The 14227-nt window shown below is 71.1% G+C and carries 14 protein-coding genes and 1 other RNA gene; 8 read left to right on the forward strand and 7 right to left on the reverse strand.

Annotated elements, in window-relative coordinates:
* Nucleotides 1-229: 229 nt before the first annotated feature.
* Nucleotides 230-499 carry a 30S ribosomal protein S15 gene (gene rpsO / locus ACE3OG_RS09275; protein ID WP_374307887.1) on the reverse strand — a complete coding sequence of 90 codons (270 nt, stop codon included), beginning with the start codon at nt 497-499 and terminating at the stop codon, nt 230-232.
* Between the two features lie 286 nt (nt 500-785).
* Here rpsO and ACE3OG_RS09280 point away from each other — a divergent pair, with 286 nt between their 5' ends.
* Nucleotides 786-2423, forward strand: a complete 1638-nt coding sequence (locus ACE3OG_RS09280; protein WP_374307889.1) for a hypothetical protein — start codon at nt 786-788, stop codon at nt 2421-2423.
* On the opposite strand, the gene queC is transcribed toward ACE3OG_RS09280, so the two are convergent.
* Both queC and nudC read right to left on the reverse strand, forming a co-directional pair.
* Complete coding sequence (queC, locus tag ACE3OG_RS09285; RefSeq protein ID WP_374307891.1) at nt 2392-3135, reverse strand: 7-cyano-7-deazaguanine synthase QueC; 744 nt, start codon at nt 3133-3135, stop codon at nt 2392-2394. The genes ACE3OG_RS09280 and queC overlap by 32 nt on opposite strands.
* Entirely contained in the window at nt 3132-4088 is a 957-nt protein-coding gene (nudC, locus tag ACE3OG_RS09290) for an NAD(+) diphosphatase (RefSeq protein ID WP_374307892.1), read from the reverse strand. Before nudC ends, queC begins: the two co-directional genes overlap by 4 nt.
* A 213-nt stretch (nt 4089-4301) precedes the next feature.
* Between nudC and ffs the strand changes: the two genes are divergently transcribed.
* From ffs to recR, 4 genes are all read left to right on the forward strand, one after another.
* Nucleotides 4302-4398: signal recognition particle sRNA small type (ffs, locus tag ACE3OG_RS09295), an RNA gene on the forward strand.
* Nucleotides 4399-4467: 69 nt separating this feature from the next.
* Entirely contained in the window at nt 4468-6333 is a 1866-nt protein-coding gene (locus tag ACE3OG_RS09300) for a DNA polymerase III subunit gamma/tau (protein ID WP_374307895.1), read from the forward strand.
* A 70-nt stretch (nt 6334-6403) separates the two neighbouring features.
* Entirely contained in the window at nt 6404-6727 is a 324-nt protein-coding gene (locus ACE3OG_RS09305; RefSeq protein ID WP_374307897.1) for a YbaB/EbfC family nucleoid-associated protein, read from the forward strand.
* Between the two features lie 11 nt (nt 6728-6738).
* Nucleotides 6739-7344 carry a recombination mediator RecR gene (gene recR / locus ACE3OG_RS09310; protein ID WP_374307899.1) on the forward strand — a complete coding sequence of 202 codons (606 nt, stop codon included), beginning with the start codon at nt 6739-6741 and terminating at the stop codon, nt 7342-7344.
* Here recR and ACE3OG_RS09315 read toward each other — a convergent pair.
* The gene (locus ACE3OG_RS09315; RefSeq protein WP_374307901.1) at nt 7341-8264 is read right to left on the reverse strand and encodes a DMT family transporter; all 924 of its coding nucleotides are present in this window, start codon (nt 8262-8264) and stop codon (nt 7341-7343) included. The two genes, recR and ACE3OG_RS09315, sit on opposite strands and share 4 nt — an antisense overlap.
* An 81-nt stretch (nt 8265-8345) precedes the next feature.
* Between ACE3OG_RS09315 and ACE3OG_RS09320 the strand changes: the two genes are divergently transcribed.
* Nucleotides 8346-8711, forward strand: a complete 366-nt coding sequence (locus tag ACE3OG_RS09320) for a VOC family protein (RefSeq protein ID WP_374307902.1) — start codon at nt 8346-8348, stop codon at nt 8709-8711.
* 12 nt (nt 8712-8723) lie between these two features.
* Here ACE3OG_RS09320 and ACE3OG_RS09325 read toward each other — a convergent pair whose 3' ends face one another.
* On the reverse strand, nt 8724-9836 hold the full coding sequence (locus tag ACE3OG_RS09325; protein WP_374307904.1) for a DNA recombination protein RmuC: 1113 nt from the start codon (nt 9834-9836) through the stop codon (nt 8724-8726).
* Nucleotides 9837-10089: 253 nt separating this feature from the next.
* Between ACE3OG_RS09325 and ACE3OG_RS09330 the strand changes: the two genes are divergently transcribed.
* Nucleotides 10090-10995, forward strand: a complete 906-nt coding sequence (locus ACE3OG_RS09330; protein WP_374307905.1) for a YihY/virulence factor BrkB family protein — start codon at nt 10090-10092, stop codon at nt 10993-10995.
* Here ACE3OG_RS09330 and ACE3OG_RS09335 read toward each other — a convergent pair.
* Entirely contained in the window at nt 10933-11724 is a 792-nt protein-coding gene (locus ACE3OG_RS09335) for a hypothetical protein (RefSeq protein ID WP_374307907.1), read from the reverse strand. The two genes, ACE3OG_RS09330 and ACE3OG_RS09335, sit on opposite strands and share 63 nt — an antisense overlap.
* Nucleotides 11725-11928: 204 nt before the next feature.
* Between ACE3OG_RS09335 and ACE3OG_RS09340 the strand changes: the two genes are divergently transcribed.
* Entirely contained in the window at nt 11929-12804 is an 876-nt protein-coding gene (locus tag ACE3OG_RS09340; protein WP_374307909.1) for an undecaprenyl-diphosphate phosphatase, read from the forward strand.
* 15 nt (nt 12805-12819) lie between these two features.
* Here ACE3OG_RS09340 and fumC read toward each other — a convergent pair whose 3' ends face one another.
* A complete protein-coding gene (gene fumC, locus ACE3OG_RS09345; RefSeq protein ID WP_374307910.1) occupies nt 12820-14214 on the reverse strand; it encodes a class II fumarate hydratase in 1395 nt (464 codons plus the stop codon).
* Between the last annotated feature and the right edge of the window lie 13 nt (nt 14215-14227).

The following is a 14227-nucleotide window of genomic DNA, read 5'->3' on the forward strand; positions in this document are numbered from 1 at the left end:
GGCGAGGCGCTGTGCTTCCAGCGCCCGGCGATCCTGCCATGGCCCTTGCGCTTCGCCTTGCGGAGCGTGCGGCCGCATGCCGCCGCGCTCCTGGCGCGGGCGCCGCGACGCCTCGCGCTCCCGCCTTCGGAAGGTCCGCCGCCGCTGCCGCGGCGGCGCGTCTTGGCCGCGGAGCCGTTTTTCGCTCCGCGTGGGCGCGCCCTTCAGGCTCCGGGCGCGCCGGAGAGGCTCAGCGGCGGATGCCGAGGCGCTCGATCAGCGTCTTGTAGCGGGGCTCGTCGCGCTTCTTGACGTAGTCGAGAAGCTGGCGGCGCTGCGAGACGAGCTTCAGGAGCCCGCGCCGCGAGTGGTTGTCCTTGACGTGGGTCTTGAAGTGCTCGGTCAGGTTGGAGATCCGTTCGGTCAGGATCGCGACCTGCACTTCGGGCGAGCCCGTGTCGTTGGGCTTGACGGCGTATTCCTTGAGGAGCGCCTGCTTGCGCTCGGGCGTGATCGACATCGTGAGGCCTTTCGTAAGGGGTGAAGCTTGGGCCGCTTGCGGCCCGGAGCGTCCAAAGCGCAGCCGCGCCGGGATGTCGTCCAGCGGGGTCGCGTCGATGGGGAGCGCGATTTCGCGCGTCGCCCTTATACAGCAATGCGCCGCGAAGGGAAGCGCCGATCGGCGCCGAGCCGATCGCGCGCATTCGAGCGGAATGGGACACGGCTTCCTAAGCCCGCTGCGGCAAGGATCGCGCATCGCCCTCGCCCTCGCCCTTCGGCGGGGCGCCCTGAGCGGGAGCGCGGCCATGCTCGAGTCCAGCGTCGAATTCCTCGCCATGGCGACGCGAAGCCTGTCGGAGCCGGGGCGACAGAATTTTCTCGCATTGCTCCTTGGCGGCGCCGGCGCGCTGCTTGCAAGCTTCTGGGCTGCGGGACGGCTGCTGCGCCCCGGCTTCGCCTGGCGCGCGGAAGCTGCGCCGACGGAGGCCGAACGCGCCGGAGTGACGGCGGCGAGCCGTGAGGCGATCGAGGCGGCGCTGCGCGCCGAGGGGCTCGTCGCGCCGGAGCTCGACGGGCGCCTTGCGCAAGCGGTCGACGCGCTCGCCAGGCTGCGCACGCGCCTCGCCGAGACGAGCCCGCCGGCGCTCGAGGCGGTCGATCGCGGCGATTTCGCCGAGGCGCGCGCGATCCTGCGCGAGGGCGCGGGCCTTTCGCGCGGCGAGGCCGACCGCGCGCAGGTCGAGTTCGACGCGAAGCGCTTCGCCGCCGCCGGCGTCATCGACGAGATCAAGCTCGACTTTCGCGGCGCCGCCGAGAATTTCGACGCCGCCGCGACTCTGGTCGCGAAGATCGGCGAGGAGGCCGCGGCCGAGCGGGAGTGGCGGCTGCGCATGGAGCAGGCGAGGGCGCTCGTCGCCGACGCGACGGTCAAGGGCGCGCGCGACAGCATCGCGCCGGCGATCGCCGTCTGCGACAAGGCCCTGTCGCTCGCCCCGCGCGCCCGCGCGCCGCACGCCTGGGCGCAGACGCAGCTGCAGCGGGGCGACGCGCTGCTGGCGGCCGAGGAGCCCCACCTCGTCGAGGACGCCGTGCATTCCTACAGGGCGGCGCTCGAGGAGTGGACGCAGCGCTCGGCTCCGTTCGAATGGGCGCGGGCGCAGCACAATCTCGGCGAGGCGCTGAAGACTCTCGCCGAGCAGGACGACGGCGGCGTCGAGCGCCTGCGGCCGGCGGCCGACGCCTATCGCGCGGCGCTGAGGGCGTGGACGCGGGAGACCGCGCCCGATCTGTGGGCGCTCGCGCAAGGCAACCTCGGCGACGTGCTGGCGATGATCGGCGCGCGCACCGGCGACGTGACCAAGCTGCGCGAGGCGGTGGCGGCCTATCAGGCCGCGCTCGGCGAATTGCGCCGGGACATCGCCCCGCGCGAGTGGGCGCAGCTGCAGGACAGCCTCGGCGTCGCGCTCGAAGCCCTCGCCGAGCAGGAGTGCCGCGAGGGCGAATATGGCGGGCCCCTGACCCTCGCCGTCGAGGCGTTCCAGTCCGCGCTCGAGGAGCGTTCGGCGGAGAACGAGCCGGCGCAATACGCCGCGACGAGCGTGAGCCTCGGCGATTCCCTGCTCGCCCTCGGCGAGCATGAATCGAAGGCCAATCCCGACTATGGCGGCGGGCTGCTCGGGCGCGCCGCCGACTCCTACCGCAACGCCCTGAAGGCGCGCGAGGCCCTCGCCCCCGACGACGTCGCCCGGATCGAGATCAACCTCGCCTATGCGCTCGGCCTGATCTGGACGCGCCGGCGCGACGAGGCGCTGCTCGACGAGGCGCTCGCCCATGTCGAGGACGCCGCCGCGCTGCTGCGCGAGGGCGGCGATCCGCAGCATCTGCGCGCGGCCGAGGCGGCGCGCGCGAACCTCATCGAGGCGAGGCTGACGCAGGCGGCGTGAGCGCGCCCGCGCCGCGCCAGGCGCGCCAGCCCTTCTCGCGCAGCTCGCAGGCGGGGCAGCGGCCGCAGCCATAGCCCCAGTCATGGCGTTCGCCGCGCTCGCCGAGATAGCAGGTGTGGCTGTGCTCGACGATGATCTCGACGAGCGCCGGTCCGCCCAGGTCTTCGGCGAGCGCCCATGTCTGCGCCTTGTCGAGCCGCATCAGCGGCGTCTCGACGACGAAGCGCGCCTCCATGCCGAGGTTGAGCGCGAGCTGCATCGCCTTGACGGCGTCGTCGCGGCAATCGGGATAGCCGGAGAAATCCGTCTCGCACATGCCGGCGACGATGCGCGTCAGGCCGCGCCGATAGGCGAGGGCGCCGGCGAAGGCGAGGAACATCAGGTTGCGGCCGGGCACGAAGGTGTTCGGCAGGCCGTTCTCGGCCATGGCGACGTCAACCTCGCGCGTCAGCGCGGTCTGCGAAATCTCGCCGAGCGCAGCGAGGCCGATGAGATGGTCTTCGCCGAGCCGCGCCGCCCAGCGCGGAAAGGCGGCGGCGATCTTCTCGCGCAACAACGGGCGCTGGGCCAGCTCGACGGCGTGGCGCTGGCCGTAGTCGAAGCCGATCGTCTCGACATGCGCGTAGCGATCGAGCGCATAGGCGAGGCAGGTCGTCGAATCCTGGCCGCCGGAAAACAGGACGAGCGCGCGGCGCGAGGCCTCGCCCGTCATGGCGTCGCTTCATCCGCCCAGGCTGAGATGAGCAGATTGGCGATCGCGACCTTCGACGGGCAGGTGAGGCCATGGGGATGGGAGCGCAGCAGCATAAGCCGCACCTCCTCGCGCGAGAACCAGCGCGCGTCCTCGAGCTCATGGTCGCAGAAGGAGAGCTCGCGGGTCAGCGCCTCCGCGACGCAGCCGATCATCAGCGAGCTCGGGAACGGCCAGGGCTGCGAGGCGAGATAGGTGATCCGGCCGACGGCGACGCCCGCCTCCTCGGCGACCTCGCGGCGCACGGCGTCCTCGATCGTCTCGCCGGACTCCATGAAGCCTGCGAGGCAGGAGAACATCTTCGGCGCGAAATTGGCCTGGCGTCCGAGCAGGCAGTCGTCGCCGTCGACGACGAGCATGATCACCGCCGGATCGGTGCGCGGAAAATGCTGCGCGCCGCAGACCCCGCAGCCGCGCCGCCAGCCCCCGGCGAGCGGACGGGTCGGCGCGCCGCAATTGGAGCAGAAGCGGTGCCGCGCATGCCAGGACAGGAGGCTCTTCGCCTCGCCCAGCGGGCCGATCACCGAGGCCGGCAGCAGCCCCTGCGTGGCGATCAACCTTATGTCGAGGAAGGCGATGTGCGGCTCCGCCGGCCTGTCGTCCGGCCTTTCGATCAGGCTCGCGAACACGGCGGACGACTCGTCGCAGCCAAGGAACGCCGTTTCGCGCACGACGCCGAGCTCGGCCGCCTCCGCCAGGGTGAAGAAGGGGTCGAATTCGTCCCCGCGGCGCTTGACGACGGGAAATTCGCCGGCGAGCACCAGCGTGCGCGCGCCCTCCGAATCCTGCAGGCCGCGCAGGAATTCGACGTCGTGCCGACGCATTGACATGCGGTCGAGCGAGTTGACCGAGAAGCCGGCGGCCGAGGACCGGTCGGCTTTGACGGATGGTGGCGGCGCGCTTCCGTGCATCATGTTTCCCTGAGGCGCCAGGGGAGGATACGTCGTCGAGGACACGCCGTCCGCCCGGCCGTGGCCTTCGCAGCGGACGCAAGCTCTATCATGTTTCTTAACGATGGGGCGGAAAACCTCACTGGGCCTGCGAAGGGAGTAGGGCGATGTTTCGTCGAAAGCATGGCGGCGCGCAAAAGGGTTGCGTCGGCGCGCGCGAGGGACGATATAGGGTCCGGGAGGTTGGCGGTGGACGCACCACTCGCCAACCGGGTCAGGTCCGGAAGGAAGCAGCCCTAACGAGACCGGGCGGGTCTCTGTCCAGCCTCCCACCCGATCGGCCGCGCCGACCGGCAAGCGGGTCGAGCCTCATCCGGCGACGGACCTCAAGCCAGAGCCCCAGATGGACGATCCCCGCGACGACGTCCGCTCCGCCGCGGCGGACGCCGACAGTCCTGCGGCTCCCGCAAAGGCGCCGCGTCCCGCCGACGAGGTCGGCGCGCCTTACCGCGTCCTCGCCCGCAAATATCGTCCCGCCCGTTTCGAGGATCTGATCGGGCAGGAGGCGATGGTGCGCACCCTGTCGAACGCCTTCGCGCTCGGACGCGTCCATCAGGCCTATCTCCTGACCGGGGTGCGCGGCGTCGGCAAGACGACGACCGCGCGCATCCTCGCCCGCGCCTTCAATTTCGAGCGCGAGGCGAAGGACGGCTTTCCCGCCGTCTCGCGCCCGACCATCGAGCTCGACCCGCCCGGCGTCCATTGCCAGGCGATCATGGAGTCGCGCCATGTCGACGTCGTCGAGATGGACGCCGCCTCCCACACCGGCGTCGACGACGTGCGCGAGATCATCGAGGGCGCGCGCTACAGCCCGGTGATGGCGCGCTTCAAGGTCTATATCATCGACGAAGTGCACATGCTCTCGAAGAGCGCCTTCAACGCGCTGCTGAAGACGCTCGAGGAGCCGCCGGACCACGTCAAGTTCCTGTTCGCGACGACCGAGGTCGAAAAGGTTCCGGTCACCGTGCGCTCGCGCTGCCAGCGTTTCGACCTGCGCCGCGTCGAGCCGGGCGCGCTCGCCGCCCATCTCGCCTCGATCTGCGCCAGCGAAAATGTCTTCGCCGAGGAGGAGGCGCTCGCCGTCCTCGCGCGCGCCGCCGAAGGCTCGGTGCGCGACGCGCTCTCGCTGCTCGACCAGGCGATCGCCCATGGCGGCGGCGAATCGGGCGGCGGCGTCGAGGTGAGCGCCGAGTCGGCGCGCGCCATGCTCGGGATCGCCGACCGCGGCCGCGTCGTCGATCTGTTCGAGGACGTCATGGGCGGGCGCATCGCGCCGGCGCTCGCTTCGCTGAAGGCGCTTTACGACGACGGCGCGGATCCCGCCGCGATCGTGCTCGAGCTCGCCGAGTTCGCCCATCTCGTCACACGCATCAAGATCGTCCCTTCGGCCGCCGAGGACGCCTCTGTGACGCCGGTGGAGCGCCGTCGCGGCGTTGAGCTCGCGCAGGCGCTTTCGATGGCGGTGCTGACGCGGGCGTGGCAGCTTCTCTCGAAGGGCCTCGCGGAGGTGCGCGAGTCGCCGCGCCCGCTCGCCGCCGCCGACATGGCGCTGGTGCGGCTCGCCTACGCCGCCGACCTGCCGACCCCGGAGGAGACGCTGCGCCGCCTCGGCTCGGGCGCCGCGTCGCCGCGTCCCGCGCCGGCCCGGGACGCCGGACCGTCGGAAGGAGCGCGTGCGCAGGGGGCTGCGCTGGCGGCGCAGGCGTCCCATGCGCGTCCAATTGTCGCGCCGCCCGCGCCGGCTTCCGCGCCTGACGACGCTCCGCGCCTCGCGCGATTCGAGGAGGTCGTCGCGCTCGCCGCCGCGCGCCGCGACATTCAGCTCAAGCTGGCGCTCGAACGCGACGTCCGGCTGGTGCGTTTCGAAGAAGGCTCGATCGAGTTCGCGCCCGGGCCGGACGCCTCGCCGCAGCTCGCGCAGACTTTGACGCGACGCCTGCAAGAGTGGACGGGACGGCGCTGGATCGTCGCCGTGTCGAGGGAGGATGGGTCGGCGACGCTGAAGGAGCGGGCCGACGCGCAGGCCGCGCGGGAGATGGAGGGCGTGATGGCCGATCCCGCGGTGCGCCGGGCGCTCGAGCTGTTTCCGGGCGCCGAGATCACGGTGCGTCCGAAGGAGGAGCGCGAGCCGTCGGCCGCCTCCGGCGCGGGCGCCATGGAGGACGACGTCGGCTTTCCCGACGAGATCGACGGCGAGCCCGATTTTTGAGGTGATTTGCGGCGCGGCGGCGGGACCGAGCTTCGCGCCGCCCGGACGCGACAGGGGAAGGAGACTGGTCATGCGCGACATGCTGGGCCTGATGAAGCAGGCGCAAGCCATGCAGGAGAAGATTCAGGCGATGCAGGCCGAATTCGAGCGGCTCGACGTCGAGGGCCAGTCCGGCGGCGGCATGGTGCGCGTGACGATGAGCGCGAAGGGCAATCTGCGCGACGTCGCGATCGATCCTTCGCTGCTGAATCCCGACGAGCGCCAGATCCTCGAGGACCTCATCGTCACCGCGCATGAGGACGCGCGGCGCAAGGCCGAGCGGCTGATGGAGGAGAAGATGCAGGGGCTGACCGCCGGGCTTTCGCTGCCGCCCGGCGTGAAGCTGCCGTTCTGAGCCCGGACTGAATGGCCGAGCGCATTTGCGGCGCCGAGATCGAGCGTCTGATCCAGCTTCTCGCCCGCCTGCCGGGCCTCGGGCCGCGCTCGGCGCGCCGCGCCGCGCTGCATTTGATGCGCCGGCGCGATGAGCTGCTCGCGCCGCTCGCCGACGCCATGCGCGTCGCGCGCGAGACGATCGTCACCTGCTCGGTCTGCGGCAATATCGACAGCTGCGATCCCTGCGCCATCTGCCGCGACGAGCGGCGCGATCCGCGCGCGCTCGTCGTGGTCGAGACGGTCGGCGACCTCTGGGCGCTCGAACGGGCCAGGGCCGTCGCCGGACGCTACCATGTCCTTGGCGGCGTGCTTTCGCCGCTCGACGGGATCGGCCCCAGGGACCTCAACCTCGCGAGCCTCGTCGAGCGCGTCGCGCAGGGCGGCGTCGAGGAGGTGATCCTCGCCGTCAACGCCACCATGGACGGACAGACGACGGCGCATTACGTCACCGACCTGCTTGCGGGGTTCAACGTCAGGATGACGCGGCTCGCCCACGGCGTTCCGGTCGGCGGCGAGCTCGACTATCTCGACGAGGGCACGCTCGCCGCGGCGATGCGCGCGAGGACGGCTTTCTAACCCTCCTTCGGGACGCGGTTGATCATGAACACGCCGGCGCCGATCAGCGCGCCGCCGAGCAGCTGCGCCGGCGCGATATGCGAGCCGAGCATGAGCGCCGAGAGCGCGACGGTGAACAGGGGCGCGAGGAACAGATAGCCGCTCGAGCGCGTCGCTCCGCCCTTCGTCAGCGCCAGGAACCACAGGCCGAACGAGGCCGTCGAGCCCGGAATGGCGAGGAAGGCGAACCAGCCCCAGCCTGAAAGAGGAAAGTCCGCGGGCCAGCGTTCTCCCCGCGCGAAGGCGACGGCGAGCAGGGCGAACGCTCCGATTCCCATCTGCCAGGTGGTCAGCGCCCAGGTCTCCATCGGCAGCCGCGCCCGTTTGTTGAGGAGCGTCGCGCCCGCCCATGACATGCCGGCGAAGAGGCCGAGCGCCTCGCCCTTGAGCGCCTCGCCGCTGAGCGTGAAGCCGCCGCCGAGCGCCAGCGCGACGCCGGCGATCCCGAGCGCGAGGCCGGCGAGGCGCAGCCCTGACAGGCGCTCGCCGAGCAGCGCATGGCCGACGAGCGCCACCCACAGCGGATTGGTGAACAGGAGAATGGCCGCAGTCGGCGGCGCGATCGTCTCCATGGCCCAGAACAGGAGCCCCATCGCCATCGAGGTCTGCAGCGCGCCGATGGCGGCGACCGTCAGCCAGTCGACGGCCTCGAGCCGGCGCGGGAAAAGGGCCGCGCGAAAGCCGTCGGTCGTCGCGTACAGCGTCGCGGCGGCCGCGCCCGCGGCGACGACGAAGCGCGCGCCGACGAGAAGGAAGGCGGGAACCCCGAGGGCGAGCAGGACTTTTCCCGCGATGAAGCTCGAGGCCATCAGAAAAGTGGCGCAGACGAGGATTAGATAATAGGAGGCGCCGGCCGGCGGCCTCGAAGGCGTCAGCCGCATGACTGGAGCCGGCCCGGGCGTGGAGAGAAGACGGCGGGCGCTCGCGCGGAGCGGGCGCCGCGGGCGTCAAGGAGAGGACTCATGGGCAATCCTTTTGTGCATGTTGAGCTGTCGACGGGCGACGTCGACGCGGCCAAGGCCTTCTACAAGGCCCTTCTTTCATGGGAGCTGTCCGATCGGGAGATGGCCCCGGGCTTCACTTACACGCTTGTCGACGTCGGGGAGGGGACGGGAGGAGGCATGATGAAGACGCCGGCCGAGGGCGCGCCTGCAGCGTGGACTCCTTATGTCCTCGTCGACGACGTCGTCGCGACGACGGCGAAGGCGAAGGAGCTCGGCGCGCAGGTCTGCGTCGACGTGACGCCGGTGGCGGACATGGGGACCATGGCCATGATCAAGGATCCGACCGGAGCGATGATCGGCTTCTGGCAGCCCAAAGGGAAGTGACGCGCGGGGCGCTCATTCGGCGGCCTTCAACGCGGGCGGGGGGAACTCCAGCTCGTCGATCCGCTCGCCGGCGCGCGCGGCGCGCTCGGCGCCGGAGAGGATTTGCGCGAGGTCCTGCCGCGCCGCGTTGAAATGCGCGTCGAGCCGGCGCGCGCCGTCGCGCAGCCGGGCGAGGTCCTCGACGAGGCGGCGCGTCTCGCTCTGGATCGCCTGCGCCTCCTCGCGCACGCGCGCGTCGCGGGCGATCGCCTGCATCAGCTGCATCGCCATGGCGAGCAGCGTCGGCGAGACGATCAGCACGCGATGGCGGTGCGCCTTCTGCGTCACGTCCTCGAAATGCTCGGCGATGTCGGCGTAAAGCGATTCGGAGGGCACGAACATCAGCGCGAGGTCCTGCGTCTCCTCGCACGGGAGGTAGCGTTCGGCGATGTCGCGGACATGCTTGCCGAGATCGCTCCGCGCTCTTGCGGCGGCGTGGCGGCGCGCCTCGGCGTCGCCCGCGGCCTTGAGCGCGTTGAACGCCTCGAGCGGAAATTTCGCGTCGACGACGAGGAGCCGCGGATCGCCCGGCAGGCGGATGACGCAGTCCGGCCGCGTCCCGTTCGACAGCCTGTGCTGGAAGGCGTAGGCGGAGGCGGGCAGGGCGTCGCGCACGATCGCCTCCATGCGTCCCTGGCCGAAGGCGCCGCGCGCCTGCTTGTTTCCGAGAATCTCCTTGAGGCCGACGACCTCCTGGGACAGGCGCGTGAGGCGCGCCTGCGCCGCGTCGATGACGGCGAGGCGCTCGTTGAGCATGGCGAGCTGCTGCTCCGACGCGCGGCCGGAGGCTTCGACGTCGGCGCCGACGCGCGAGCCGACCGCGTCGAGGCGAGCGGCGACGAAGCGGGCGAGGTCGGACTGGCGCTGATCGACGCTTTCGGCGAGCGCCCGCATCCGCCCGGAAAGTTCGGCGTTCTGGCGCGCGAGCGCGGAAAGGCCCTGCTCGAGGCGCCGCGGCCCCGGCCCGCGCCGGAAAAAGCGCAGCAGCGCGATCAGCGCGAAGACGAAAACGGCGAGGCCGAGCCCGAGGAGAATTTGCGCGCTCGCTCCGGCCGGGGCATTGAGCGAAGCGGCGAGGCGGTCCAAGAAGGGCGCTGTGGCGGGTCCTTGCGGACTCATGAGATAAACCCTTTCGGGAAAATCCCTTGCGGGAGAGCCCTCGGGACGGTCTTCGACATTCGCGCCGGGCGCGGCGACTCGCGGCGAGGCGAACGAATCTAGAACGACAGGCGCGGGCGGCGCAAGGCCGCCCGGCCGCGGGCGTGTTGACGGGCGCGTCGCGTTCGTCGGGAGATCGGGGCCGATGTGGGCTACGGCGAAAACCCTCTACGAAGCGGCCATGAAGTTCGTGGAGGACGACGGCTGGGCGATCTCGAGCCATATCGCCCTCTCCATCCTCACCTCGATGTTCCCGTTCCTCATCTTCGTCACCGCGCTCGCGGGCTTCTTCGGCACGGAGGGGCTCGCCGACGAGGCGGTGAAGCTTCTGTTCCAGGCGTGGCCGGAACGGGTCGCCGCGCCCGTCGCGGCGGAGGTGCACAACGTTCTGACCCATACGCGAGGGGGCCTGCTCACCATCGGCGGCGTGCTCTCCGTGTATTTCTCCTCGAGCGGCGTCGAGGCGCTGCGCATCGGCCTCAATCGCGCCTACACCGTGCCCGAGACGCGCCCATGGTACGTGCTGCGTCTCGAATCGATCGCCTATGTGCTTATCGGCGCGGTGGCCCTGCTCACCCTCACCCTGTCGGTCGTCGTCGCGCCGCTCGTCTGGAACATCGCCCTGCGCTATGCGCCGCATCTTGAATCGATCGACCGGCTCGTGACGCTGAGCCGCTTCGGCGTCGCGACGCTCGTGCTGCTGCTCGCCCTTCTCGTCGTGCACAAGTTCCTGCCGGCCGGCCAGCGCCGGCTGCGCGACGTCGCGCCGGGGATCATCTTCACCTTCGTCGTCTGGGTGGCGGCGGGCGCGCTGTTCGGCTCCTATCTCGCCGAATTCGCGCGCAACTACGTCTCGACCTACGCCGGCCTCGCCTCGGTGATGATCGCGCTGGTGTTTCTTTACATCGTCTCGTCGATCTTCCTCGCCGGCGGCGAGCTCAACGCCTCGATGATGCGCACGCGGGCGCGCCGGGCGAAGCAGTCGGCGATCGACGCCGCCAACGAGGCCGCGCGCGTCGCGCTTTCAAGGCGCGCCGGGGACGACGACGGCGCCGATCCGGGCGTCGGGCGGCGTCGCGAGAGCTAGAAGCTGCAGGACCTGGCCGGCGGCCGGCCGGCCGGCGAGCTCGCGCACGCCGTCCTCGAGCGCCGGCATGGGCGCCGCGGCGGCGACGGCGACGATGAGGTCGGCGCCATAGGGCGGGCGGGCGCCGAAGCTCGCGCGAAAGGTCGGCTCGGCGACGACGCGGGGCTCGCCCCCCAGCGGATAGAGCTCGCGCACGACGCCCTCGCCCGAGACGGAGAACAGCACCAGCGCGCGCCCCGCGACGCCCGAAACCTCGATCTGCGCCGCCTCCGATCCGTGGCGCGTCCCGGAGCCGGTCACGCGCACGGGCAGGGAGCGCTGCGCGAAGGCGCGCGGCAGCGCCTCGCCGAGCGCGAAGCGGTCGACGACGGCGGCGACCTCGTCCGCGCCGACGTCGCGGGCGATGATTTCCCCGCGCGCACGCACGAGGCGGGCGGCAATGTCGACGACGAGATCGGGGTTCTGCGACGGCTCGACAATCTCGATGGGCGCGGCGCGCGGCGTCAGGCGTTCAAGGGCGCCGGCCTCGCCCTCGGCGGCGACGCGCACCGGCGCAAGCTGCGGCGCCTTGTCGGACCCGGGCGCGCCGGGACGCGAGAAGCGGAAGGCGTCGAGCGGCGCCATCTCCTCGCCCGGCGCGAGCAGCCGCACGCCGCTTCGCGCCGGACCGGCCGCGACAAGCGCGAGCGCGGCGGCGCAGGCCAGCGTCAAACCCGGACAGGCGCGCATCTTCCTCCTCCGATGCTCGTCATGTCGCATGTTCGCGCCGCGCGCTTAAGCCCGTTTCGCCGAAAAACGCCCGGCGCCATGAAAACCGCGCGACGGCCGGCCGCGCGGCGGCGGCGTTGATCTTGCCTGTGGAAACTGGAACAAGACAGCCGGCCGCCTCCGCGCGCCGACAAACCGCGACCCGCACACGACAAGGACACGTTCATGGCTTCAGCCTGCACGCAAGGGCTCGACACAGGCTTCGTGGCGCTCGGCTACGCCCGCGCGGCGGCGCTCGGCGTCGTCCAGGGGATCACCGAGCTCATGCCGATCTCCTCGACCGCGCATATGCGCGTCGTGCCGGCGTTCCTCGGCTGGCCGGACCCGGGCTCGGCCTTTTCGGCGGCGATGCAGACGGCGGCGCTCGCCGCCGTCGTCAGCTATTTCTGGAAGGACGTGCGCGGCCTCGTCATGGGCTCGATCGAAGCCGTGACGCGGCGCGACTTTACGAACTGGGACTTTCGCTTCGCCGTCTGGATCGTGCTCGCGACCTTGCCGATCGTCGTCGCCGGCGTGCTGCTCGCCCCGCTGCTCAACGCCTGCGGCTCGCCGCTGCGCACGCTCAACGTGATCGGCTGGTCCTGCATCATCATGTCGATCCTGTTCGTGCTCGCCGAATATTACGCGCGCCCCAAGCGCACGGTGGAGCAGGGCACGCTGACCGACGCCATGATCGTCGGGCTCGCGCAGGTCGGCGCCCTGATTCCGGGCGTCTCGCGCTCCGGCTCGACGCTGACGGCCGCCCTGTTCCGCGACTTCAAGCGCGAGGAGGCGGCGCGGTTCTCGTTCCTGCTCGGACTGCCGGCGATCGCCGCGGCCGGCCTGCACGAGCTCTGGGCCCTGCACAAGTCGGGGCTCGACGCGCACGGCTGGTCGGTGCTGTTCGTTGGCCTCGTCGTCGCCTCGATCTCGGCCTTCGCCGCGATCTGGGGCCTGCTGCGCATCCTCGAGCGCTTCTCGACGTGGCCGTTCATCGTCTACCGGGCCGTGCTCGGCGTTTTCCTGCTGCTCGCCGTGGCGATGGGCTGGCTGCCGAACTGACGCCTGAGGCCGGGGTCAGCGCGCCTCTTCGCCGAGCATCAGCTCCGGGCGCACGAGCGCGTCATAGGCGGCGGCGTCGACGAGGCCGGACGCCAGCGCCTCCTCGCGCAGCGTCGTGCCCTTGTGATGCGCGGCCTTGGCGATGCGCGCCGCCGCGTCGTAGCCGATCTTCGGCGCGAGGGCGGTGACGAGCATCAGCGAGCGGCGCAGGAGGTCGGCGATGCGCGCCTCGTCGGCCTTGAGCCCTTCGAGGCAATGCGCCCTGAAGCTGTCGCACGCGTCGGCGAGCAGCCGCGCGCTCTCCAGAAACGCCGCGACGATCACCGGCTTCATGACGTTGAGCTCGAAATGGCCCTGCGAGCCGGAAAAGGCGATCGTCGCCTCATTGCCGAACACCCGCGCGCAGACCATGGTCATCGCCTCGACCTGGGTCGGATTGACCTTGCCGGGCATGATCGAGGAGCCGGGCTCGTTCTCCGGCAGGACGAGCTCGCCGAGTCCCGAGCGCGGGCCGCTGCCGGCGAGTCTGATGTCGGAGGCGATCTTGTACAGCGAGACGGCGAGCGCGTTGAGCGCGCCATGCGCGAACACGAGCGCGTCATGGCTCGCCAGCGCCTCGAATTTGTTGGGCGCCGAGATGAAAGGCAGGCCGGTCGCGCCGGCGATGCGCTCGGCCATGGCCTCGCCGAAGCCCGGCGCCGCGTTGAGCCCGGTGCCGACGGCGGTGCCGCCCTGCGCGAGGCGGTAGAGGCCCGGCAGCGTCGCCTCGATCCGCTCCATGGCGTAGCCGATCTGCGCGGCGTAGCCCGAGAACTCCTGGCCGAGAGAGACCGGCGTCGCATCCTGCAGATGTGTGCGCCCGATCTTGACGATGGAGGCGAAGCCCCGCGCCTTCGCCTCGAGCGCAGACCTGAACCTCTCGAGCGAGGGAAGCAGCCGCTCCTTCAGCTCGCGCGCCGAGGCGATGTGCATCGCGGTCGGGAAGCTGTCGTTCGACGACTGCCCCATGTTGACGTGGTCGTTGGGATGGACCGGCGATTTCGCGCCGAGCTCGCCGCCCAGCGCCTGATTGGCGCGGTTGGCGACGACCTCGTTGACGTTCATGTTGGTCTGCGTCCCCGAGCCGGTCTGCCAGACCGAGAGCGGGAATTCGCCGTCGAGCCGCCCTTCCTCGACTTCGCGCGCCGCCGCCTCGATGGCCCGCGCGAGGTCGGGCCTCAAAAGCCCGGCCCTCTCGTTGACCTCGGCCGCCGCGCGCTTGACGAGCGCGAGGGCGTGGACGACCTCGACCGGCATCCTGTGGTCGCCGATGGCGAAGAAGACGCGCGAGCGCTCCGTCTGCGCGCCCCACAGGCGATCGGCGGGAACCTCGATCTCGCCGAAGCTGTCGCGCTCCCTTCGCTTGGTCATGGACGCTCGCCCG

Origin of the sequence: Methylocella sp. (assembly GCF_041905455.1) — a bacterium.
GTDB lineage: Bacteria > Pseudomonadota > Alphaproteobacteria > Rhizobiales > Beijerinckiaceae > Methylocapsa.